Annotated in this window: 20 protein-coding genes and 2 pseudogenes; 7 read left to right on the top strand and 15 right to left on the bottom strand. The window is 58.4% G+C overall.

Annotation, left to right across the window (positions count from 1 at the left end):
- Positions 1-129: 129 nt before the first annotated feature.
- Entirely contained in the window at positions 130-285 is a 156-nt protein-coding gene (locus tag sS8_RS27905; RefSeq protein ID WP_170160930.1) for a hypothetical protein, read from the bottom strand.
- A gap of 217 nt (positions 286-502) precedes the next feature.
- Here sS8_RS27905 and sS8_RS03340 point away from each other — a divergent pair, with 217 nt between their 5' ends.
- The 5 genes and pseudogenes from sS8_RS03340 to sS8_RS03315 all read left to right on the top strand — a co-directional run bounded on the left by sS8_RS03340 (position 503) and on the right by sS8_RS03315 (position 5974).
- A complete protein-coding gene (locus sS8_RS03340; RefSeq protein WP_119632598.1) occupies positions 503-1834 on the top strand; it encodes a POT family MFS transporter in 1332 nt (443 codons plus the stop codon).
- A gap of 129 nt (positions 1835-1963) precedes the next feature.
- On the top strand, positions 1964-2917 hold the full coding sequence (locus tag sS8_RS03335; protein WP_170160929.1) for a GGDEF domain-containing protein: 954 nt from the start codon (positions 1964-1966) through the stop codon (positions 2915-2917).
- 432 nt (positions 2918-3349) lie between these two features.
- Positions 3350-4477 (top strand): annotated as a pseudogene (locus sS8_RS28925) (RNA-guided endonuclease TnpB family protein); the annotation flags it as partial.
- Positions 4478-4605: 128 nt separating this feature from the next.
- Positions 4606-4914, top strand: a complete 309-nt coding sequence (locus sS8_RS03320) for a hypothetical protein (protein WP_119628411.1) — start codon at positions 4606-4608, stop codon at positions 4912-4914.
- Positions 4915-4945: 31 nt separating this feature from the next.
- Complete coding sequence (locus sS8_RS03315; RefSeq protein ID WP_119628410.1) at positions 4946-5974, top strand: zinc-dependent alcohol dehydrogenase family protein; 1029 nt, start codon at positions 4946-4948, stop codon at positions 5972-5974.
- A gap of 186 nt (positions 5975-6160) precedes the next feature.
- Here sS8_RS03315 and sS8_RS03310 read toward each other — a convergent pair whose 3' ends face one another.
- Together sS8_RS03310 and sS8_RS03305 are read right to left on the bottom strand one after the other, a co-directional pair.
- Entirely contained in the window at positions 6161-6730 is a 570-nt protein-coding gene (locus sS8_RS03310) for a hypothetical protein (protein WP_119628409.1), read from the bottom strand.
- Between the two features lie 150 nt (positions 6731-6880).
- The gene (locus sS8_RS03305; protein WP_170160928.1) at positions 6881-7381 is read right to left on the bottom strand and encodes a c-type heme family protein; all 501 of its coding nucleotides are present in this window, start codon (positions 7379-7381) and stop codon (positions 6881-6883) included.
- A 292-nt stretch (positions 7382-7673) separates the two neighbouring features.
- Between sS8_RS03305 and sS8_RS03300 the strand changes: the two genes are divergently transcribed.
- Both sS8_RS03300 and sS8_RS03295 read left to right on the top strand, forming a co-directional pair.
- Positions 7674-8735: an efflux RND transporter periplasmic adaptor subunit gene (locus tag sS8_RS03300; protein ID WP_232020499.1), complete on the top strand. Its 1062-nt coding sequence runs from the start codon at positions 7674-7676 to the stop codon at positions 8733-8735.
- Complete coding sequence (locus sS8_RS03295) at positions 8735-11827, top strand: efflux RND transporter permease subunit (RefSeq protein ID WP_119628407.1); 3093 nt, start codon at positions 8735-8737, stop codon at positions 11825-11827. Before sS8_RS03300 ends, sS8_RS03295 begins: the two co-directional genes overlap by 1 nt.
- Positions 11828-11860: 33 nt before the next feature.
- Here sS8_RS03295 and rimI read toward each other — a convergent pair whose 3' ends face one another.
- The 12 genes and pseudogenes from rimI to sS8_RS29785 all read right to left on the bottom strand — a co-directional run bounded on the left by rimI (position 11861) and on the right by sS8_RS29785 (position 24115).
- The gene (gene rimI, locus sS8_RS03290; protein WP_232020498.1) at positions 11861-12415 is read right to left on the bottom strand and encodes a ribosomal protein S18-alanine N-acetyltransferase; all 555 of its coding nucleotides are present in this window, start codon (positions 12413-12415) and stop codon (positions 11861-11863) included.
- 2 nt (positions 12416-12417) lie between these two features.
- Complete coding sequence (locus tag sS8_RS03285) at positions 12418-13161, bottom strand: uracil-DNA glycosylase (RefSeq protein ID WP_119628406.1); 744 nt, start codon at positions 13159-13161, stop codon at positions 12418-12420.
- Positions 13162-13213: 52 nt separating this feature from the next.
- Positions 13214-14761: a 2-isopropylmalate synthase gene (locus sS8_RS03280; RefSeq protein WP_119628405.1), complete on the bottom strand. Its 1548-nt coding sequence runs from the start codon at positions 14759-14761 to the stop codon at positions 13214-13216.
- Positions 14762-15087: 326 nt separating this feature from the next.
- Complete coding sequence (gene pssA / locus sS8_RS03275) at positions 15088-15831, bottom strand: CDP-diacylglycerol--serine O-phosphatidyltransferase (RefSeq protein ID WP_119628404.1); 744 nt, start codon at positions 15829-15831, stop codon at positions 15088-15090.
- A 110-nt stretch (positions 15832-15941) separates the two neighbouring features.
- Positions 15942-16958 carry a ketol-acid reductoisomerase gene (ilvC, locus tag sS8_RS03270; protein ID WP_119628403.1) on the bottom strand — a complete coding sequence of 339 codons (1017 nt, stop codon included), beginning with the start codon at positions 16956-16958 and terminating at the stop codon, positions 15942-15944.
- A gap of 128 nt (positions 16959-17086) precedes the next feature.
- Positions 17087-17572: a hypothetical protein gene (locus tag sS8_RS03265; protein WP_119628402.1), complete on the bottom strand. Its 486-nt coding sequence runs from the start codon at positions 17570-17572 to the stop codon at positions 17087-17089.
- Position 17573: 1 nt separating this feature from the next.
- Positions 17574-18047, bottom strand: a complete 474-nt coding sequence (locus sS8_RS03260) for a YbjN domain-containing protein (protein WP_170160927.1) — start codon at positions 18045-18047, stop codon at positions 17574-17576.
- A gap of 143 nt (positions 18048-18190) precedes the next feature.
- A complete protein-coding gene (gene ilvN / locus sS8_RS03255) occupies positions 18191-18682 on the bottom strand; it encodes an acetolactate synthase small subunit (protein WP_119628400.1) in 492 nt (163 codons plus the stop codon).
- Positions 18682-20412: an acetolactate synthase 3 large subunit gene (locus tag sS8_RS03250; protein ID WP_119628399.1), complete on the bottom strand. Its 1731-nt coding sequence runs from the start codon at positions 20410-20412 to the stop codon at positions 18682-18684. The genes ilvN and sS8_RS03250 overlap by 1 nt, the downstream gene beginning before the upstream one ends.
- A 149-nt stretch (positions 20413-20561) precedes the next feature.
- The gene (locus tag sS8_RS28560) at positions 20562-21017 is read right to left on the bottom strand and encodes an HlyD family type I secretion periplasmic adaptor subunit (protein ID WP_197716671.1); all 456 of its coding nucleotides are present in this window, start codon (positions 21015-21017) and stop codon (positions 20562-20564) included.
- Positions 21014-21958: a putative HlyD family type I secretion protein gene (locus tag sS8_RS03245; protein WP_197716670.1), complete on the bottom strand. Its 945-nt coding sequence runs from the start codon at positions 21956-21958 to the stop codon at positions 21014-21016. Before sS8_RS03245 ends, sS8_RS28560 begins: the two co-directional genes overlap by 4 nt.
- A 21-nt stretch (positions 21959-21979) precedes the next feature.
- Positions 21980-24115, bottom strand: a pseudogene (locus sS8_RS29785) (type I secretion system permease/ATPase).
- Positions 24116-24282: the final 167 nt, after the last annotated feature.

Below are 24282 nucleotides of genomic sequence, written 5' to 3'. Positions count from 1 at the left end.
CCCATTTTGATGCCCCCGAGACGAGCAGCGCGGGACGAACAAAGTTTTTCTTCCGTCCCGCGTTGCATTTCGGCTGCCAGAGACTTCGGCGATAGCATCAAATCCGGTGAAGGCAGCTCGTTCCGGGCTTTACCGGTATGAGGAGTTGGCGGAATCCTCGGCGATCGCCTTTGCGGAGGTTGCGTATTTCTCGTGTTCGCTTCCTTTGACCATCACCAGGGTAATCGCAACGGCAATGATGACGCCGCCAATATAGAACCAGAAATAGTCTTTCTCTTTTTCCATTACAGCTTCCTCAGAATCGTTATGTGCGAATGATCGTTTTTATACCTACGCCGGAATCGGCGTGCGGACATACGGTAACTAAAGGAAACGCAATGTTTCTTGATTTGGATCAAAAAATGCCGAGATCGGCGGAGCTCCATCACACTTTAGGGGCGTGCCGCTCCACCTCCCCCGCTTAGGCAGTATCGGAAAACAATGTAGAAATGGAATGGCAGGCATGACCCAGTACCGCAGCAACCCCCTTCCCATCGCAGGGCTTCCGCCCGGCATTCCTTACATCATCGGCAACGAAGCGGCCGAGCGATTCAGCTATTACGGCATGCGGGCGGTATTGGTGGTGTTCATGAGCCAATACCTCATGAGCTCCGCCGGCTATCCCGACCCCATGAGCGAAGAGGAAGCCAAGGGCTATTTCCACTTATTCGTTTCAGCGGCTTATTTCACCCCGATCCTGGGTGCACTGCTCGCCGACGGATGGCTTGGGAAATACCGGACCATCATCCTGTTGTCGCTGGTTTATTGCCTGGGACACCTGGCCCTCGCGCTGGACGACACCCGTACCGGCCTGCTGCTCGGACAGAGCCTGATCGCGCTGGGCGCGGGCGGCATCAAACCCTGCGTCTCGGCACATGTTGGCGACCAGTTCGCGCAAACCAATCGCCATTTGCTCAGCCGGGTCTATGGCTGGTTCTATTTCGCCCTCAACTCGGGCGCATTCGTGTCCATGCTGGTGACGCCCTGGCTGCTGGAAAACTACGGACCCTCGCTGGCCTTCGGCGTTCCCGGCATCCTGATGTTGGCCGCCACCGCCATTTTCTGGGCTGGCCGCTACCGCTTCGCGCATATTCCGGCCGGGGGCGCCGCTTTCTTGCGTGAAGCCCTGAGCCGAGAGGGTTTGCGAACCTTGGGCAGGCTCGCCGTCATCTATGCATTCGTGGCGGTGTTCTGGGCGCTGTTCGATCAGACCGGCTCGTCCTGGGTGCTACAGGCCCAAAAAATGGATCAGACCTTTCTTGAGTACCGGATTCTGCCCTCGCAGATCCAGGCGGCCAATCCTTTGCTCATCATGATTCTGACACCCCTTTTCTACTACGGCATTTATCCCCGGCTGGAACGCCGCATGCGTATCACGGCGCTGGGAAAAATCGGCGCGGGAATGGTGCTCGCGGCTTCTTCGTTTGCGTTTGCGGCCTGGATTCAGCGCGCCCTGGATGCCGGCGTTTCGATGTCCATAGGCTGGCAACTGCTCAATTATGTTGTTCTGACTTCTTCCGAGGTCATGGTGTCGATAACCTGTCTGGAGTTCTCCTACACCCAGGCACCGCCGAAGATGAAGTCGTTTGTGATGTCCTTCTTCATGGTCTCCGTAGCCGCCGGAAATCTGTTCACCAGCGCGGTCAATTTTTTCATTCAGAACCCGGACGGCACATCGAAGCTGGCGGGAGCCGATTATTTCTGGTTTTTTTCCTTGCTGATGCTCGCCACGGCGATCATATTCGGTTTCGTGAGCCGCCGTTACCCGGAAAAGCCCGCGGTGACGGCCGCTTAATCGTCCGAGTCTTCGGCCCGCAGTCAACCGGTTTTATGTCGGATGCCTGTCAAGCAAGACTTACTAAACCAAGGAAATTGGTCTACTTTTTTCTATAGTTTCCACGCACCTCCCGACAAAGTGCCGAAAATGACCGTCGATTTCCTCTCCCCACAGCCCGTGGCGGTAGCACGACAAACTTTGCGCCGCCTGACCGAATCCGGTTTGCCGCCAACCCCGGACCTTTATGCCGAACACTACTATCTGATCGCCGGCGAACTGAGCGGGCGAAAACTCGAACCATTGGCCCGGGAACCTACCCCCGGAGTCGAGGTGACCGCTGCCGTCGAAGCGATCTTGCAAATTCTTACCGACACGACCTTCGGTCTTGCGGTCGAGTTGGGAACTTTCGACGGGCATTTCCAGATCCTGCTCAACGAGCAGAACGCCGCTCCGAATGCATTTTCCGCGGAACAGACCCGGAGCCAGATCATGAAGACCCTGTCCCTGCTCCGGCAGAGGGTTGCCGATTCCCAGGCGGATTTGAGGGAAGCCCAGCAGCTACTTCAACGCATGCGGGAGGACTTGAAAGAAAACCCCGGCTTGACGCAAAACGACCCGCTGACAGGCGTACTGAACCGGCGCGGTATCGATGTCGTCCTGACGCGCGAATTCACCCGGAGCCGCCGCCGTAAAGACCAGATGTCGATAGGCTTGATCAATATCGACCGGCTCGCCGGGATCAATGATGAGCATGGCCGCGACGCCGGCGACCAGGCGCTGATACACGTGGTCACCGCTGCCCGCGGACTATTCAGGTCGAAGGACATTTTCGCCCGCATCGGCGATGAGGAATTCGTCGCCGTTTTCCCGGGCGGCAACGCGGCCGGCGCCACCTTCGCGGTAGACCGTCTGCGCAACGTGCTCGACCGGATTCCGCTGCGGTACAACGGCAAAACCATTCCGGTCAAGATCAGCGCCGGCGTCGCCGAGATGCATCCCAGCGACACCCTGTCCGATCTGCTGCAGCGGGCGGAACGCTGCCTGCATAAAGCGAAAGACAGCGGGCGCAACCTGGTCGTCAACGAAACCGATCTGGCTTGAGCGCCGAACTGAACCGGATTCAATCCCTCCGCTTTTGCGTATGGAGACCATACCCGGTGATCCACAGCCGTCGGCGAGCAGGTCGCGGATTGAATTCGCATGCCCGCCGCATCCGGACCCCATGAAATGTGAACAGAACCGATCTGATCCGAACACATGCCGCTCACGAGCGGCTTCCGGAGCCCTTGCGTTCCGCTCACATCATCGCCGGCGGCATTGCTCGCGGCGAGAGCACCCATCGCGCCTGAACAGGCCCGGTTCACTCCGGCGCGTGACTATTTTTTGATCGGAACGCGCGACAGACCCCGGCCGTTCACGCCTGCCGGCAGGCAGGTGGGGGAGGATAGCGCGGCCTTGGGTCGGTTCAATGCCGACGAAAGGCCCGGAAGAAACGACTAAATTCTTGAAGCTGGAGTTTTTGAAGTGTGAAAATTGGCACATCATGAATACCGTGCAGCGAGCCTACCGCTACCGCTTTTACCCAACTGCGAAACAGGATACCATCCTGTCGGAGACGTTCGGGTGCGCTCGGTTTGTGTACAACCATTTTCTGCGAGTGCGGACGGACGGTTTCTATCAAAACGGCAAGCGGATCGGCTACAACGAGACCGCCAAGTTACTCACGGACTTGAAGCAGCAATCGGAAACAAACTGGCTTCAAGACGTTTCGAACGTCGTCTTGCAGCAATCCCTTCGGAATCTCGACACAGCGTTCAAGAATTTCTTCCAGGGCCGAGCGAAATATCCATCCTTCAAGACGAAGCACGGCCAGCAATCGGCCCGCTATACGACTTCCGGGTTCCGTTGGAAGGATGGCAAGGTTTATCTCGCCAAGATGGACGCACCTTTGAATATCCGATGGAGCCGGGAATTCTCGGGCAGACCTTCCTCCGTCACGGTCCGCAAAGATGCGGCGGGGCGGTATTTCATCTCGATTCTGGTCGAGGAAGAAGCCAAGGTCCTGCCGGTCATCAACAAGATGGTCGGGGTCGACTTTGGGCTGAAGGATGCCACCATACTGAGCAATGGAGAGAAAATCCCCAATCCTACCCAGTTGCGCAAAGCAGAACGAAAACTGGCCCGCGCTCAAAAGTGGCCCGGATTCACGTCAAGATCACGGACAGTCGCAAGGACTGGACGCACAAACTCACATCCCGTCTGGTGAGCGAGAACCAAGTGCTGGCTGCGAAGAGTTTGCAAGTCAAAAACAGGGTCAAGAACCCTTGTCTCGCCAAGGCCGTATCGGATGTTGGCTGGAGCGAGATTACCCGTCAGTTGGAATATAAAGCCAACGGGTACGGGCGGACCTTTGTTCAGATCGACAAGTTTTATCCGTCGAGCAAACGCTGTTCGACCTGCGGTCATATCCTCGAATCGCTCACGCTGGACGTGCGCTCCTGGACTTGTCCGGAGTGCGGAGCCGAGCATTGTCGGGACGCGAACGCAGCCAAGAATATCCTGAGCGCCGGATTGGCGATACTCGCCGGGGCAGATGCGCTCAGATTGCACGAAAAAGTACCGCGGGGCACGCGGAACCATAAGCCTGCGGAGCTTGAGTAAGACTCCGGAGGGCCAATCCCAAAGGAGCATCGGGCGATGAAACAGGAACCTGGAAGGCGACAACCAGGAATCCTCGGCCTTGAGGCTGCGGAGGATGTCAACAATCTCCACAAGAGACCGGAGGCTGAATGAATGCTCTTCCCATTCGAGTGCTGCTTGTTTCGACGATGGCGATGACCGCCGCCGGCTGTAATTCGCTGAGCCTGACCGGAACCGATCGGCCCATGGCGTTTCACGATACGCGTCTGCAGTACGCTCTTCTGACGAACGATCAGGAAGTGCTCGGCAAGGATTTCGACATGCATATCGAGCCGAGTATCAGCGAACGTGCGATAGCTGGCCTCGTGCTGCCTTTCGGGGCCGCCATCGAGACCGTGACCTGGCCCATCGGGTACGGCATCACGACTTACCTCAACGAATTCGACCCGCGTCGATGAGGCCTGCCGGCGTTTCTCCGAGGAGGGATTCATGAAAGCGATGATTTTGGAGCGTGTGGCAAAACTGAGCGACAACCCGGCGCCGCTAGTCCCGGCGGAATGGTCTAAACCGGTTCCGCAGTCGGGCGAGTTGCTGATCAAGGTCATCGCTTGCGGTGTCTGCCATACCGAACTCGACGAGATCGAAGGCCGTATGCCGCCGGCGAAGCTTCCGGTAATCCTGGGACATCAGGTCGTAGGACGGGTAGATGAACTCGGCGATTCGGTTTCGGGCTTTTCCGTCGGCGATCGAGTCGGCGTCGCCTGGATTCACTCGGCCTGCGGCGTCTGCGGCCATTGCCGGTCGGGGAACGAGAATCTGTGCGAACGGTTCGAGGCGACCGGGCGCGACGCTCATGGCGGCTATGCCGAATTCATGACCGCGCCGGCAGGGTTCGTGTTTTCGATTCCCGAACCGTTCTCCGACCTCGAGGCGGCGCCCTTGCTGTGCGCGGGAGCGATCGGCTATCGCTCTCTCAAGCTGACTCGGCTCGAAAATGGGGAAAACCTGGGGCTCACCGGCTTCGGCGCATCGGCCCACCTGGTTTTAATGATGGTGCGCCACCGTTTTCCCGGATCGCGGGTTTTCGTCTTCGCCAGAAACCCCGAGGAACGGGCCTTTGCCCTGGAATTAGGAGCAATCTGGGCCGGCGATACGGACGATGAGCCTCCGGCGAAATTGGATGCCATCATCGATACCACACCCGCCTGGGAACCCGTGGTCGCGTCCCTGAGGCATCTCGCCCCGGGCGGACGGCTGGTCATCAATGCCATCCGCAAGGAGGCATCCGACAAGGATTACCTGCTGCGCCTGGACTATCCGAGTCATCTCTGGATGGAAAAGGAAATCAAGAGCGTGGCCAATGTCGCGCGCAGTGACGTCGGAGACTTTCTCGCCCTGGCTGCGGAGATCCCGATTCGCCCCGAAATCGAAGAATACGCGCTCGAGGACGCTAATTGTGCGCTGCTCGACCTCAAAATGCACCGGATTCGTGGAGCCAAAGTGCTGCGGGTAGCGTGAAAGCAGGTTTGTTGGCAACGGATCGCCGACATGAGCTGGCGGACTCGTCGGCTATGCGCGGGAGTGTTCGAAGCCGGCCGATGGGTTCGTCGGCAAAGGATTGCCGGCCTACGTCTTGCACGCGCGTTCCGCACAACTTCATGGAATGTACTTGGCAGAGCAAGGCGCTCTGGCCGGCCGGGGTGATCACGCCCCAACCGCCTGCCTGTAGCAATAATCGAACAACAACTGCCATTCCCGCAGCTGAATCATTCGGCACAGGCGTTCTGCCTCGCTTTTTCCCGTCCGGCCGGCTTCGCAAAGATCGATGAACCGATGCGGATCCCATTGCCTCTGTTCCCGCAGGAATTGCGTCTCCGGCAAGGATGACTCCTGTTCCGCAATCCTGTTTGCAGCCTCGCACAACCCGGGAAAAACCGGATGCTGCCCGACCCTATTGAACCAGTATTTGCTGTTCCAGCTATCCGGCTCACGGCGGTGCATGATCCCGTGCCAATAGCTGCCGGTGGAGGTCGAGACGGATTGACTGATGTGATGGCTTTCTTCGAGATAGTCGTGATACAGCCATAAACCGGCCAAACTGCATTGCGCCATGCCGGCGTCCCTAATCGAATGGGGAAGAAACGCTTGCTCAGGCGAAAGTGCCTGAAGCGCGGAATAAACCTTGCGGTTAGGCGTGCCCGGACCGAGAGCGTTCAAACGTTCTTCGGCCAACAAAGCCTGAAAAACAGAACCGTATTGCGCTGGATCGAACATACACGGACTCCCTGGCAGTTCGCTCCAGGATAAATGATCCGGAAGAAGCACCGCAACAGTTCACCGAAGCCGATGCATGAAGAGGATCGAGGTAGCGAAGCGCCGGAAAGGAAACGCGGCCCGAGGCCGTGTTTCCTCGCCTATGAAAAATTATTCGATGACCGCGACCTTGTACGCCAGCGCGCCGATAGGACCAGTCTTATCCTTGAAGTTGGCGTGGCACATCACGCACTTTTCCATCACCACCGGAACCCCGGTAGCAATATAGAGATAGCGCTTGTCGCCTTCCTTGATGACGCGCTTGTAATGTTCGTCGCCGCCCAGGAGTCTTTCCGCGGCTGTTTTTTCGAAATCGCCGGTGGGCGTATTTTCCTCGGGGTTGGTCAGTTGATCCGTCAACCCTAACAGGCGGATGTCATGAAACCCATTCTTTTTCATTTCCGCGAACAAGAGCTTCGACGCGGTGGCTGCAGAGATGGAAGAAGGATTTTCCACATAATGCTCGGTGATCAGAACGATGGCGGTCTTATACAAGGCATCGAGCATTTTGACCTGTTCGACCGTGCGTGCGACGGCCGGATCCTCTTCGGCGGACGCGGCGCCCGCAAAGCCGGCCAATATCAGAGCAGAAAGAAGATTCTTGAGATTCATTTGGCTTTTCCTCTTTATTATGAAATTGTGGAATTGCTTGAACTCCGGGTTAGCAATGCCAAACGCATCGCTGGGAGGAACCTTCCCGGCCATGACGGGAAAGCTCTCGCCCTCCATTGTGGTTTTCGGTCGATACGATGTCAAATCGTTTTCGGTGGAAATCGCCCGCTTGGAACGGTTGCTTCGTAGATTTGCCCCGATCGTTTGTATTTAACGAATTGACTGGGTTATAGTCTCGCGGCTCCGAACACGTACTAACTTTTCTTGAACCCGCGCAGTCACGACGTTTTCAATGAGACCCAACTGGTGTCCGGCCGTCCTGGCATTTCTGACTTTTACGGTCTCCGTCGTTCCTGGATTCGCCGCTGACGGCGCTGCGGACAAGGAAACCTCTTCCGCCGAACCGAAGCCAATCCGAAAGCATGAAGCCGAGTTCCCGAATGCCGCGACGGTCCGTCTCAGCAAGGAGCAGCAAAAAATCGGTGGTCTGAGCATCGAAGTATTGGCTGCTTCGACGTTTCAGCCGGAGATCGCGGCTTACGGAAAGGTGGTCGATATTCAGCCCTTGCTGGCGTTGCACGTCCGTTATCGAGCGGCCGGCACCGAGGTCGAAATCGCGATTGCCGCGGTCGAACTGGCGCAAAAGAATCGTGACCGGCTCGCGACCCTGCACCGCGAAGGCATCGTCGCCAGTCGTGACCTGGCGCAGGCCGAGGCGCAATATCAGGCCGACCGTGCCAGGCTAGAGGCCGCGCGGCGGCAGATGGGGGAAATCCGGCACGAGGCTCGGCAGGCCTGGGGCGGTGCCCTGACCGGCATCGCCTTCGACGGCGCATCTCACCTGTTTCAGGACTTCTTGAGCCGGAACCGGGTATTGGTTCTGATCGCCTTGCCGAGCGGGCTATCCTTGCCACCCGATGTGCATTCGCTCTTCGTCGCTCGTGAAAACGACCGGAGTTCGGCACGCCGGGCCGAACTCATTTCTCCGGCCCCGGGAACCGACGATCTCGTACAGGGCGAAACTTACTTCTTTCATGCGCCCAGCGTTAGACTGCGCGCCGGAATGCGGGTGAATGCCTGGCTGCCGGCTTCCGAAGAACCTATCCGCGGCGTTGCCATTCCGCCGTCGGCTATCGTTTGGCATACCGGGAAGCCTTGGGTTTACCGCCAATCCGACGAACGCACGTTTATACGCACGGAAATTGCCGCGTACCGCGAACAAAGCGATCTCTGGTTCGTCGACCGGGGCTTTGCCGCCGGCGACCGGATTGTCGTTACCGGCGGCCAGCTATTACTCTCGGAGGAATTCCGGGGAGACATCCCGAGCGAGGACGAGGGAGAGGACGACGACTGATGCTGTCGGCCATCGTTCGCTTCGCCGTGCACCGGCGCGGAGTGGTCATTGCGCTCGCCCTCCTGCTACTGGTATACGGCGTTCTCCGTCTCGGACAGGCGAGCCTGGACATCTTTCCCGAGTTTTCCGCCCCCCGCATCGTTATCCAGACGGAAGCACCGGGCCTCACAGCCGAACAGACGGAAACCCTCGTAACATCACACGTCGAAAAGCAGCTCGCGGGGCTGATCGGCCTGGACAGCATCCGCTCGGAATCGATCCAGGGACTGTCGGTGGCGACAGTGGTTTTCGAGGAAGGCACCGATATCTACCGAAATCGGCAATTGGTCGGCGAGCGGCTGAGCCTGCTGGCCGGCAAACTGCCCCCCGGCGCCGGTCCTCCGGTGATGGTACCGCTTTCATCGTCTTCCGCGACGGTTCTGACCATCGGACTCAGCTCGCCTTCCCACAGCCTCATGGAGCTCCGCGATCTGGTGGACTGGACCATCGTGCCGCGAATACTGGCCGTACCGGGGGTTGCGGACGTGAACGTATTCGGCGGCGAAATCCGCCAATTGCAGATTCAAATCGATCCGGACAAGCTGCGCCGCTACGGCCTGGCAGCCGGTGACGTCGTGCTGGCGGCCCGACAGGCGACGGGTATGCCCGGGGCCGGTTTCGTGGAAAACCATAACCAGCGGATCGTTTTGAATATCGCCGGGCTGCCGGCGGCCGAGGACGCCTTGAAACAAGTCGTGCTGATGCGCAGGAACGGCGCAAATATAACCCTGGCGGATGTGGCGACCGTGGCCACGGCGCCCAGGCCGCCCATAGGCGCCGCGGCCGTCGGCGGAAAGCCCGCCGTCGTCATGATGGTGATCGCTCAGTACGGTGCCAATACCCTGCGCGTTTCACGAAACGTCGGAACCGTTCTGGGAGAATTCGAGCAGCTGTTCTCGAAACAGGCGATCGATTTCCATCCCCATCTATTCCGGCCGGCGGATTACATCGAACGATCCTTAAGCAATCTTGCCGCTCACCTGCTGGCCGGCGGGCTCCTGGTCGTGCTGGTGCTCTACGTCTTTCTGTTCGATTTCCGGACCGCGTTCATCTCCGCCATTGCCATTCCGCTTTCCCTGGTTGCGGCGGTGGTCGCTTTGCTGAATCTGGGCGTCAATCTCAACATCATGATCCTCGGTGGGCTGGCGATTGCACTCGGCGAGGTGGTGGACGATGCCATTATCGACACCGAGAATATTTTTCGCCGCCTCCGTGAAAACCGGCTCGGTCCGAATCCACGCCCGGTTTTCCAAATCGTCTACCAGGCCTCCATGGAGGTGCGCAGCTCGGTGGTTTATGCCAGTTTCATCGTCGCCCTGGCATTCGTTCCGCTCCTGACCCTAGGCGGCATTGCCGGCCGCTTGTTTGCCCCGATCGGTTACGCCTATATCCTGGCGATTCTCATGTCCCTGCTGGTAGCGCTGACGGTGACGCCCGCACTCTGCTACATGCTGCTCAAAACCGGCAAGACCGATCGAGCGCCGCCGCTGATTCGACTGCTCCAGCCTCGGTACGCCGCCTTGCTGAGGTCCGTCGCACAGCGGCCGAAAGCTGCCGCGTGGATCAGCGCTGCCGTCTGCGGAAGCGGCTTTCTAGCCTTGACGACCCTAGGCGGGGAGTTCCTGCCACAACTTCGGGAAGGCCACTACATCGTCCACACAAGCAGCCTGCCCGGCACCTCGCTGAACGAATCGCTCAGAATCGGCGGACTGCTAACCCGGCAATTTCTGGCAATGCCGGAAGTCGAATCGGTCTCGCAGTGGGCCGGCCGGGCCGAGCGCGGAGCGGATACTTACGGCAGCCATTACAGCGAATACGAAGTTCGGCTCAAGCCGTTGTCCGGCGAAGACCAACAGGCCGTTCTGGAGCGTCTCAGACGAGTCCTCGGAGATTTTCCGGGAATCCTGTTCGAAGCGAACACTTTTTTGACCGAACGGATCGACGAAACCATCTCCGGCTACACCGCACCAGTGGTGATCAATCTCTACGGGACCGATCTCGATCTGCTCGATCGGAAGGCGCGGGAGGTCGCCGGTCTGATCCGAACCATTCCCGGCGCGATCGACGTGCAGCTACGCTCGCCTCCGAGCACGCCCCAGCTGCAAATCAGGCTGAAACTCGACGAGTTGGCCGGTTACGGCTTGCGTCCCCTGGAAGTGGCCGATGTTCTGCAAACGGCATTACAAGGCCGGGTGGCGGGCACTTACTATTTGGACAATCGAGCTTACGAGGTGGCGGTGATTCTGCCGCCGGATCTCCGTCGCCGACCGGAGGCGATAGCGCACCTGCCGCTCCGGACCGCGGACGGCCTGGTCGTGGAATTGGGCCGAATCGCGGACATCCGGCAGGTTGGGGGACGTTACAACATTCTTCACCAAGGTGGACAGCGTGTGCAGACCATCACCGCGAACGTGACCGGAAGGGCTGCGGGCACGTTCATGGAAGAACTGCGCCGGCGAACGTTCGACGTCATCGACTTTCCGCCGGAAATTTATCCGGAGTTTACCGGTGCCGCCGTGGAACAAGGCAAGGCGCGCTGGGAACTGACGATCCACGCGCTGTTGGCGGGCACCGGCGTTTTATTGCTGGTCTTTCTGGCCGTCGACAGCGTGCGCCACATGTTCCTGGCCTTGATCAATCTGCCTTTTTCGCTGGCCGGAGGCGTGGCAGCGGCCGTTCTGGCAGGCGCCACGCTTTCGATCGGATCCATGGTGGGTTTCGTCACATTATTTGGAATCACGGTACGTAATTCGATCATGCTGATCTCCCACTACCGACATCTCGTCGAAATCGAAAATTGCCCGTGGAATTTGGAAACGGCGATTCGCGGAGCGCAGGAACGGCTGCCTTCGATTCTGATGACGGCCTTGGTTACCGCGCTGGCGATGCTGCCCATCGCCGTCGACAGCGACAATCCGGGACGTGAGATCATGGGCCCCATGGCCGCAATCATTATCGGCGGGCTGGTGTCCTCCACGATCCTGAATCTGCTGCTGCTGCCGACGATACTGCTGAAGTTCGGCCGCTTCGAAACTGTCGGCCGGCGGCAATAGAGGCCGCTCGCGCGCGGCGGACAAAGATGCCCCCTACAGCATGCGCGCCATGACCAAGGCATCTTCGCGGCCATTGTGTGCCGGATAATAGCCCTTGCGGCTGCCAATCTCGTTGAATCCGAGTTGGTGGTAAAGTTTGATGGCGGGTTTATTGGAGGGACGCACTTCGAGAAAAATCGTTTCCGCTTTGTGTTGTCTCGCAACCTCCATGAGCTTTTCAAGCATCAGTCGCCCATAGCCCCTCCCCTGGTTCTGCGGCGATACGCAGAGATTGAGCACGTGCGACTCGCCGGCGCCGACCGACGCAATCCCGTAACTCACGACCTGGCCGGCTTTTTCCCCCACCCAGCAGCAGTAGCCTACCGTGTAACAATCCCGGAATGTGGCGGGTTCCCAGGGAAATTCGTATGCACTTTGCTCAATGGCGGCCACTATTTTCAAATCGGATCGCCGCATCGGACGAATGATCAGCTCGGCATTCTTCACGAGGCTGGGAAAATGTCGGTAATAAAACTGGGTTTCGGCATCATAACTGATGAATCTTTTGATGCGCTCGAACAAGTCGAACAAATCGAACATGACGGACATGCTTATGTATTTTGTTGTCGAAAAGCCCGCATGGCGAGTTTGAGATCTTCCCAGGCCCTACGCTTTTCCGTTTGCGAGCGCAGCAGGTAAGCGGGATGGTAAGTCACAACCAGCGGAATCCGGTCGTAATAATGCACCTGGCCCCGTAGTTTACCTATGGGCGTCGTAGTCTTTAATAAGTTCTGGGCAGCGACGCGTCCCACGGCTAGAATGATCTTGGGTTTCAGCAATGCGACCTGTCCCTTCAGGTATTCCTCGCAGGCCGCGGCTTCCTCGGTGGCCGGATCGCGGTTCCTGGGCGGACGGCATTTGACCACGTTGGCGATGTAAACGGCTTCCCGTCTAAGACCGACCGCCCGTATCATTTCGTTGAGCAATTGGCCCGCCCGGCCCACGAACGGTTCGCCCTGCAGGTCTTCCTGTTCTCCCGGTGCTTCGCCGATGACCATCCATCCGGCTTCGCGATTGCCGACCCCGAAAACGGTCTGGGTACGGCCCTGGTGCAATGCGCAGGTGGTACATCCCGCCACCCGGGCTTCCAGATCCTCCCAGCTCAGAACACAATTCGAAGGTGTGCCGACGGACGCCGCCGTTTGTGCCCGGCCCGCGCTAGCGGGTACGTCATCCGGCGCAGGGTCGGCGCGGCCCGGGTCTTCGGTCGGCGCTGGTCGCTCCCCCTGCCTGGAAACCCACACTTGAATTCCCATCGAACGGAGATACTCCAAGCGTCGTTCGTCGCAAGACATGGCGGAATGCGGAACGGTGATCAGAGCGTATGTTCGCGGAACGCGGACATCGTCACACGTCACCGGCCGCTTGCGGATGCATGCGTTGCCGAGGCGCCAGCAGTTTATTGACCGCATTGACGTATGCCTTGGCCGAAGCAATCACGATATCGGTATCGGCACCCTGGCCGTTCACGATACGGCCGCCTTTTTCCAGCCGAACCGTGACTTCACCCTGAGCGTCGGTGCCGGTCGTGATGTTGTTCACCGAATACAGCAGCAAGGTGGAATCGGTACGGACCAGGGACTCGATGGCCTTGAAGCTTGCATCGACGGCACCGCTGCCATGGGCAGTACCGGTCATTTCCTCGTTCTCGATCCTGAGGCCAACTCGCGCACACGGAATTTCGCCGGTTTCCGAGCATACCCGAAGCGTAACCAGCCTTATCCGCTCGTCCTCCGCCTCGACGCCTGCTTCGGTAATCAAGGCTTGCAGGTCTTCGTCGAAAATATCGTGTTTTTTGTCCGCCAGATCCTTGAAGCGCTGAAATGCGTCATTCAGTTCCGTCTCCGACCCGAATTCGATCCCCAGCTCCTGCATGCGCGTCCGAAACGCATTGCGCCCGGAGTGCTTGCCCAGAACCATGCGGTTGGCGGTCCAGCCGACATCCTCGGCGCTCATGATTTCGTAAGTCTCCCGGCTCTTCAGGACACCGTCCTGATGAATGCCGGATTCATGCGCGAACGCATTGGCGCCGACGATGGCCTTGTTGGGTTGTACCGGAAAGCCGGTAATATTCGAAACCAGCTTGGAACAGGCGACAATCTCGCGGGTATCAATCGCGATCCTGCAGGGAAAAACGTCCTTGCGGGTCTTGACCGCCATGACGATTTCCTCCAAAGCCGCATTGCCGGCGCGCTCGCCCAGGCCGTTGATGGTACATTCGACCTGCCGTGCGCCGTTCATGACGGCAGACAACGAGTTGGCGACCGCCAAGCCCAGATCGTTGTGGCAATGCACGGAAAAAACCGCCTTGTCCGAATTGGGAATCCGCTCCCTCAGCCGGCGGATCGTCGCGCCGAATTGCTCCGGAACGCTGTAGCCGACGGTATCCGGGATGTTCAAGGTCGTTGCGCCGGCGTCGATGACGGCTTCGAGTATCCGACACAGAAAATCTTCTTCCGAGCGCCCGGCATCCTCCGGAGAAAACTCGACGTCATCGGTATATTGCCTTGCCCGTTTTACCGCCTTGATCGCATACTCGATCACTTGATCCGGTGCCATGCGCAATTTCTGCTGCATATGAATCGGCGAGGTCGCAATGAAGGTATGGATGCGCGCCCGGCTGGCTTCCTTGAGCGCCTCGCCGGCCCGATCGATATCTCGATCCAGAGCTCGCGCCAATCCGCATATGGTACTTTCCCTGATCGTACGGGCCACGGCCTGCACCGATTCGAAATCGCCGGGACTGGCCGCCGGAAATCCGGCCTCGATCACATCCACCCGCAAACGTTCCAGCGACTTGGCAATGCGCACCTTCTCCTCCTTCGTCATGGAGGCCCCGGGACTCTGCTCGCCGTCGCGCAACGTCGTATCGAAAATGATGAGTTTGTCGCTCATGATAAAACCTCGTTAATCTTTCACGGCCTCTCTTCGGGAGGACCACCGTGTCTTTTCGCGCCAAGGATTTTGGAATGCGTCGAGTCTGCTGCCCCTCAGGGCAGGAGGCGGAGACGCCGAAAGTCGAGGAATTCAGAGCGGCAAAAAGCGCTGACAGGACCGAGTGTTCGGTGCAGTTTACAGCGTTCGGGACTGGCGATCGGATACATGGATTTGGGCTGCCTTTTGAGCAACTATATTACTCATCCCCACATCGTACAAGCACCACCACGGGGATAGCTTTCCTGTCATCCAACCGAACTCCGGGTCCGGCAGATCCACCACTCTCAGGTTCGACGCTCGCTCCGCATCTTGCGCCGCCCGATCAGGGTCAGCACCGGCCCCGAAACTGCGTAAGCCGTAAACATGACGAACAGCATCAGGGGTGGATTGGTGAAGATGAAGGCGAATACCAGCATCACGAGTATGGCCCACATGAACGGCACCCGCCCCCGGAGATCCACGTCCTTGAAGCTGTAATAACGGAAGTTGCTGACCATCAGCAAACCCGTCATCAGGGCCAGTCCGAGCGAAACATAGCGCATGGCCTCGCCGCTCAAATCCAAGGTTTCGCTAAACCAGATGAAGCCGGCCAGAATCGCCGCAGCCGAGGGACTCGGCAGGCCTTGGAAATACCGCTTGTCCGCGGTCGCGATCTGGGTATTGAAACGCGCCAGGCGGAGAGCGGCGCCTGCGGCGTGCACGAAAGCCGCAACCCACCCGATCTTGCCCAGGGTCGCCAGCGACCAGATATAGGCAACCAGAGCCGGGGCCGCGCCGAAGGAAATCATGTCGGCCATGCTGTCGTATTCGGCCCCGAATGCACTTTGCGTATTGGTCAGACGCGCCACCCGGCCATCGAGACCGTCCAGAATCATGGCGATGAAAATGGATACGGCGGCCAGTTCGAAGCGTCCGTTAAACGCGGCCGTGATGGCGTAAAAGCCGGCAAAAAGCGCCGCCGTCGTGAACAGATTCGGTAACAAATAAATACCGCGCCGCCGCCTCGCAGGAGGGATTTGTTCTTCCATAGTCCCGCTTTACGTTGAACCTAGCAATCGTGCGGGCTAGCATAGCACAACCCGCCGCCAATCCGGCGTCCGGCGCAAGCCGGGCGGCTCGCGCTGATCCGTGGCAAAACTCAGTTCTTGCTCTTGTCGACGATTTTGTTGGCTTTGATCCAGGGCATCATGTCGCGCAGCTTGGCGCCGACCTGCTCGATCGGATGCTCGCGCCCGAGACGCCGCTTGGCCTTCAACGTGGCGCAACCCGCCTGATTCTCCAGGATGAATTCGCGGGCGAACTCACCACGCTGAATTTCGCCGAGAATCTTCTTCATCTCCTTTTTGGTTTCCTCGGTGACGACGCGCGGACCACGGGTCAGATCACCGTATTCGGCGGTATTGGAGATCGAATAGCGCATGTTGGCAATGCCGCCTTCATACATCAGATCGACGATTAGTTTCAGTTCATGCAAGCATTCGAAATAAGCCATCTCCGGGGCGTAACCGGCTTCCACCAGGGTTTCGAACCCGGCCTGCACGAGCGCCGTCGCTCCGCCGCACAGCACGGCCTGCTCGCCGAACAGGTCGGTCTCGGTCTCTTCGCGGAAGGTGGTTTCGATGATGCCGGCGCGTCCGCCGCCGTTGGCCGAAGCATAGGACAAGGCGATCTCCTTGGCCTGTCCCGAAGCGTTCTGATAAACCGCGATCAGCGACGGTACGCCGCCGCCCTGGGTGTAGGTCGAGCGCACCAGATGGCCGGGGCCTTTCGGCGCGACCATGATCACGTCCAAGTCGGCGCGCGGCTGGATCTGCTCGAAATGGATGTTGAACCCGTGGGCGAACGCCAAGGCCGCGCCTTGCTTGATGTTCGGCTCGATCTGCTCGGAATAGAGCTTGGCCTGGTGTTCGTCCGGAGCGAGTACCATGATCACGTCCGCCTGTTTCACCGCCTCTTCCACCGACATGACGGTCAATCCCGCGTTCTCGGCCTTCACGGCGGACGCCGAACCCGGACGCAAAGCGACGATGACCGAAACACCGGAATCTTTCAGGTTGTTGGCATGAGCGTGGCCTTGCGAGCCGTAGCCGATAATGGCGACCATCTTGTTCCGAATAATCGAAAGATCGGCATCTTTATCGTAATAAACCTGCATGAATGGTCCTCGTGATTTGTCGTGCTAATTGGTTAAATCGTCGCCCAACAGCACGCAATGCAAGCTTGTAGGCGGACGGACTGTCTATCTACCGTATCAGGCATGATCGGAGTAGAAACCTTTTTAGTTTAGAAAAGCGCACCAGCTCCGGCTTTTTGCCAATTAATTACAAATTCGTCGATAGTCCCTTTGCCACCGTAGGTGTTATAGTGCTGCTTCCAGTACCCAGCGATAGCGTTTATATCGCCAGCCAAAGGCAATGTTGCGGGAACCCTGAGGTAATGGACGCGCGCCATAGCGGCTGCATACCTGTGGTTAGAAGCCAAAATAGTACTGTCGGGCAAATTCGTTGTCGAAATCTCTCCAACAGCACAAACTTTTGCAGCTAGATGGTTTCTATAAGCCAAGTAGTTCTTCCATATATCATCATGTGTATTCGGCTCCATTTGAAAATAACCCAAGGCAGGACCACCACCAAGCTGGTTTAAGTACTTTAGTCTACTTTCTTGAATTGCGGTTCCAAGCAGTAACTGTTCAGCAACAATGCTATGCTTGTTGATACCCATGAGGGTCGGACGAATAACATCTTCCAAGAACTCTTTAGGTGTCGGCATGTTATTGCTTTCTCCCAAATATTTCCGTGACCCTCTTAATATCGTAAAGCCATCTTTCGAATAGATAAGCGATCACATCCTCCTTGACTTCGTTTCCCAGAAACACATCCATTTGCAACGCTATTTGATCTACCGAATCCAAGGTGACCCTCGTATATCTTACCGATTCGTTAAACCTGTTCACGTCCTCCAAACCGGCATTTGCGACAGAAAGGGAAGCGTAGAAAGTCATGCTCCGACAGGTATACTTACTATCACAGTCGGCAAAGATTATTTTCCAAGCCGGGCCTTCAGCAGCTGACGTCACAATGTAATTTTTGTCACCACCTAAAACCAACTTGGAATTTGACAGTTTAGAAACGATATCGTAGATATTTTTTGGCGTATTTTGTTTTTCCGCGGCATGTATTGAAAACCAAAAACAGTACAGGACAGCAAATACCAAAAAAAGAAATTTACCGCTCTGTATGGTCAAGGATATCTCCTTATCATTCAGAACTCATACCTGGACAATACCCAAAGAAAACCCTGGATTTTAATATTTAATTCTCATCCCTGCAAACAACAGAGCCACCCAGAAACGCATTGAGATTTCATCAACAAAAACTCATATTGCGGCTAGACATGAAGCCCACGGTCGCCGCGCAGAATGCCCGTGGTGCCGGAGCGCACAACCTCGATGATGGAATCCTGATCGAGCGTCTGCAGAAACGCGTCCAGCTTGGATTTTTCGCCGGTGACTTCGATGACATAGCTCACAGGCGTGACGTCGATGATTTTTCCGCGAAAGATGTCGGTCAAGCGTATGATTTCTTCCCTAGCCCGGTCGACGGCGCGCACTTTCACCATCATCAATTCGCGCTCGATGTGGGAGGATTCGGAAATATCGATGAGTTTGACCACATCGACCAGTTTGTTGAGTTGCTTGGTGATCTGTTCGATGATCTCGTCGCTGCCCGTCGTAACCAGCGTCATCCGCGACAACGAGGCATCCTCCGTGGGCGCCACGGTCAACGACTCGATGTTGTATCCGCGCGCGGAAAAAAGCCCAGCCACCCGCGACAGCGCCCCCGATTCGTTCTCCATCAGGATGGAAATGATATGGCGCATCAGGCGAGCTCCCTTTCCGCGGCCATACCGGGAGCGAGGCGCATTTCATGGTGAGCCTTTCCGGCCTCGATCATGGGATAAACGTTCTCGGTCGGATCGGTCAGGAAATTCAGGAAAACGGTTCTGTCCTTGAGCCTGAGCGCCTCCTCCAGCGCCGGGCGCACGTCCGCCGGATTCTCGATGCGCATGCCGACATGGCCGTAAGCTTCAGCCAGCTTGACGAAATCGGGAATGGTCTCGAGATAGGAATGGGAATAGCGGCTTTCGTAGGTGAATTCCTGCCATTGGCGAACCATGCCCATGTAACCGTTGTTGAGATTGACGATCTTGATGGGCGTCCGGTATTGCAGAGCCGTCGCCAGCTCCTGAATGCACATCTGAATGCTCGCCTCCCCGGTCACGCAGGCCACGTCCGCATCGGGGTGAGCCAGCTTCACGCCGATGGCCGCCGGCAGACCGAATCCCATGGTGCCGAGGCCGCCCGAGTTGATCCAGCGGCGCGGCTTGTCGAATTTGTAGAACTGAGCCGTCCACATCTGATGCTGTCCGACGTCGGACGTAACGAACGCATCACCCTTGGTGACTTCGTACAACTGCTCGATGACGTACTGCGGCTTGATCAGCTGACTGTTCCGGTCGTAACGCAAGCAGTCCAGGGATTCCCAGCGTGCGATTTGCTCCCACCACGCGTTGAGAGCTGCCTCGTCGGGCCGTTTGTCGCTGCTCCGCAGCATCTCGATCATGTCGTCGAGCACCGGGGCGACTTCACCGACGATGGGAATATCGACGCGCACCGTCTTGGAGATCGACGCCGGATCGACATCGATGTGAATGATCTTCGCATGCGGGCAAAACTGAGCGAGCTTGCCGGTCACCCGGTCGTCGAAGCGAGCACCGACGGCGAAAAGCACATCGCATTCGTGCATCGCCATATTCGCCTCGTAAGTTCCGTGCATGCCCAGCATGCCCAGAAACTGCCGATCGGTGGCCGGATAGGCTCCCAGCCCCATCAAGGTATTCGTGATGGGAAAACCGAGCATGCGGGTGAATTCCGTCAGCTGCTCTGAGGCATTGCCCAAAATAACGCCGCCTCCCGAGTAGATCATCGGCCGCCTCGCCGAAAGCAAAAGATCGACCGCCTTCTTGATCTGCCAGCGGTGTCCCTTGACGTTCGGGTTATAGGAGCGGACCGAGACCGAGCTCGGGTACTCGTAGGAAATCTTGATATTCGGGTCGGTCACGTCCTTCGGAACGTCGACCACGACGGGACCGGGCCGGCCGGTGGTGGCGATGTAGAACGCTTTCTTGATGGTCTCAGCCAGCTTGTGCACGTCCTTCACCAGGAAGTTATGCTTTACGCAAGGCCGAGTGATGCCCACGGTGTCACACTCCTGGAAAGCGTCGCTGCCGATAACCGGCAGAGGCACCTGGCCGGTGATGATCACCATCGGGATCGAATCCATATAGGCCGTCGCGATCCCGGTGACCGCATTGGTGGCGCCGGGACCGGAGGTCACCAGCACCACGCCCGGCTTGCCGGTCGAGCGGGCGTAACCGTCCGCGGCATGGGTCGCGCCCTGTTCGTGGCGCACCAGGATGTGCTTGACGTCTTCCTGTTTGAACAGGGCGTCGTAAATGTGCAATACGGCCCCGCCGGGGTAACCGAAAATATATTCAACTCCTTCGTCCTTAAGACTTTGGACTAGGATTTCCGCGCCGCTGAGCTCCACGGTTTTAACACCCCAAAAAAGAATTAGGCGTTTCGAAAACGCCCGCTCCGATCAAGACAATAAAATTAAAATAGCCGATAACGGTACTCGGATTCACACAACCCGTCAAGCCGCGGCGGATGGGATACGGTCGATCGCAACATGAAAGCCTAACGCTCTCTGAGACTTTCGTCCTCATACTGCAACAACGGACTCAGGAAATACTCGATCAAGCGCCGCTTGCCCGTCTTGATCTCTACGGTGACCGCCATACCCGGGGTCAGGTTCACCGCCTTTTCCTCCACCACCATCGTGGCATGCGACAAAGCCACTCGAGCGGCATAGATCAGCCCCCGTTTCTCGTCCTGAATGGCATCGTTGGACACCTGCATAACCTTTGCCGGAATTGTACCGTACTTGGTGAACGGAAAGGTCTCGATTTTGACTTCGGCTTCCTGCCCGGCGTTGACGAAGCCGATGTCCTTGTTTTGGATAAACGCTTCCACTTCCAGCGGATTGTCGCGGGGCACGATAACGAGAAGCGGCTGGGCCGGCGTGACGACGCCGCCCACCGTGTGCACCGCCAGTTGCTGCACCACACCGTCGACGGGAGCCGCGAGGGTCATGAAGCGCCGCGGGTTTCGGCCTTGATGAGTTCCTGGGTCAGATCGGTCACTCGCTGCTCCGCCTCGTGGAGCTTATCCAGAGCCACACGGCGCGTTTCGGCGATGAGCGCTTCCCGCTGCTGCCGGCTTTCCGCGAGAGCGGCCTGAATTTCCGCCAGTTTGGCTTGTTGCGCGGCCAAGTCCCGCTCCTGTTCGATACGGACCTGCTCCAGTTCGAGATAAGCATGCTTGGAGACGAAATTCCTCTTCCGCAGTCCCCGGTAATCTTCCGCCCGCTCCCGCGTGATCGGCAGGGTTTGTTCCGGTTTCCGCACGAGTTCCCGAGTGGCGCGTTCCTCGGCCGTTCGCCGGGCGATCTCGGCTTCCAATTGCTTGAGCTTCGCGCGGTATTCGAGGTACTGCCCTTCCAGAAGACGCCGCTCGGCCGCCAGCCGGCTTTCATCGAGGCCTTCGATCCCGATCGATGTCAGCCTTTTGCTTTCTATGGCCTCCAGCAGGGCTTTGGCTCGGGCCGCGTCCAGCCGCGCCGTCAGCAGGTCGTTGGCGATGCGGTCGGTGTCGGCTTGCGCCATGGTGGGATCCAGTTCGATCAACACTTCGCCGGCCTCGACGCTCTGGCCGTCCCTGATATGGATGGCCGTCACCTTCGCCGTCTCCATCGGCTGAACGATCTTGGTTCGGTCATCGGGGATGATCTTGCCCTCCGCGCTTGCCACGACATCGACCTGTCCGACGATGGACCACAACAACGCGGTCGCCGCAAAAGCCATGATCAGCCACATGAAAACACGAGGTGCCGGAGACACCGGCGTTTCTTGCAAGGCGAGGGCGGCGGGCAAGAATTCGGCCTCGTGAGGAAGCCGCGGCGGCGGATCGAGCCGTTTGCGCTCCGCCCAGGCTTGGCGAAACACCTGTCCGTAGCGCCGGATCAGATCCGACATGGCGTGTAGCCGCATCGCCGGTCAAGCCTGTTGCAGGCGATGCAGCCGGGCATAGTGCCCGGCCTGGTGGGTCAGGAGTTCGTCATGGGTGCCCTCTTCCACGAGCTGACCGTGGTCGAGGACCAGGATGCGGTGGGCCTGGCGCACGGCGGACAACCGGTGAGCGATGATGATGACGGTCCGTCCCCGGCAGATCGCCTTCATGTTGTTCTGGATGATGCGCTCTGACTCATAATCCAGGGCGCTGGTGGCCTCGTCGAAAATGAGGATGCGCGGATTCGCGACGAGAGCCCGGGCGATGGCGATCCGTTGGCGCTGACCGCCCGACAGGGTCGCCCCGTGCTCCCCCACGACCGTATCGTAGCCTTCGGGCAATTCCAGGATGAAGTCGTGAGCGCCCGCCAGTTTCGCCGCTCCGATCACCGCTTCCATGGGCATTCCGGGGTCGGCCAGGGCGATGTTCTCCCGAATCGTGGCATTGAAAAGGACGTTCTCCTGCAAGACCACGCCGATCTGGCGGCGCAAGGACGACGGATCGGCCAGCGCCAGGTCCATGCCGTCGATGAGGATACGACCGCGTTCGGGCACGTAAAGGCGCTGGACGAGTTTGGTCAAGGTGCTCTTGCCCGACCCGGAGCGACCGACGATGCCGATGACCTGTCCCGGCAGAATTGAAAGGCTCACCTCCCGCAGCACTTCCGGGCCATCGGGCCGGTAGCGGAAACTCACCCGGTCGAACTCGATTCGTCCCTGCACGGGCGGTAGGGTCGAGCGGTTGCCGGACGACAGTTCGGTGCGGGTATTGAGGATATCGCCCAGCCGTTGAACCGAGATGCCGGTTTGCTGGAAATCCGTCCACAGCTGGGCCAGCCGCATGATGGGCTGCGACACCCGGCCCGCCAACATGTTGAAAGCGACGAGCTGGCCGACGGTCAACTCGCCATCGATGACCAGCCGGGCGCCCAGCCACAAGGTGGCCGCTGTCACCAGCTTCCCGATCAACGCAACTCCTTCATGGGCGACCGTGGCCAGGGTCGCGGTCCTGAAGCTGGCCGAAACGTACGCTGCGAGCTGGCGGTCCCAGCGGCGAGTCATCTAAGGTTCCACCGCCATGGCCTTCACCGTGTCGATGCCGGCGATCGCTTCCACGAGCAGCGCCTGATTTTCCGCGCCTCGATTGAACTTCTCGTGGAGTCTCGCCCGAAGCAGCGGCGTAACCGACAGCGAAAGCAGGGCGTAAAGCGGCAAGGAGCCCACCACGACCAGGGTCAGCCAGCCGCTGTAGTACAGCATGACCGCGATGAACACCACCGCGAAAAACAGGTCGAGTACGAGGGTCACGGCGTTGCCGGTCAGGAAGGAGCGGATATGTTCGAGCTCCCGCACTCGGGCGACCGAATCCCCGACCCGCCGGGCCTGAAAATAGGCGAGAGGCAGATTCAAAAGGTGCCGGAAGAGTCGCGCCCCGAGTTCGACGTCGATGCGGCTCGTGGTATGGGCGAACACATAGCTGCGCAGGCCGCTCAAGACCACCTCGAAGATCGAGACGATCAGAAGACCGACGACGATCACATCTAGGGTCGTGAGGCCCCGGTGCACCAACACCTTGTCCATGACCACCTGGAAAAAGAGCGGGGTTACTAGGGCGAACAGTTGCAGGACGAACGACACCAGCAGGACTTCACCCAACAGCTTCCGGTATTTGACCACCGCCGGAATGAACCAGGTGAAGTCGAATTTGGCCAACTCTCCGGCCAGGGAGGCCCTCGAGGTGAAGAGTATCAAAGTCCCGGTCCAGCGCGATTCCAGTTCGCTTCGGGCGATAACCTCCGGCCGCTCGACTCGGGGGTCGTGGATCAGGATCTTCTCGGCCTCACTCCGTGCGAGAATGAAGAACTCACCGTTCTGAGCTATAGCGAGCGCCGGCAGCGGCGTGTTGGCCAAGCGCGAGGCGTCCGTCGTCACGCGCTTGGCCTTGAGCCCCAAGTGCTTGGCGGCGAGCAAGATCTCGGTGATCCCGAATGGACGACTGCCTTCCCCGAACTGATGCCTCAATTGGCCGGGATCGGTCCCGATCCCGTGAAAGCGGGCCAGCATCACAAGACAGACCAGACCCGTGTCCGGCACCTTTGGCGTGGATTGTTCTTCTTTTTGCATCTTTGGGCTCGAAGGGAACCATGTCGATTTCCTGGCGTTTCCGCAAAAAACACCGAAGTTTAAAAATCAAGGATAGCTATATTCACGTTATTGAATACTGGTAAGACGGAGTCCTTTAGCTGTATTCAACAATCACTAAGTCACTCGAAAGAATGGCCTTCACTGCC

Origin of the sequence: Methylocaldum marinum (assembly GCF_003584645.1) — a bacterium.
GTDB lineage: Bacteria > Pseudomonadota > Gammaproteobacteria > Methylococcales > Methylococcaceae > Methylocaldum > Methylocaldum marinum.
This window is presented reverse-complemented; position numbering and strand designations above follow the sequence as displayed.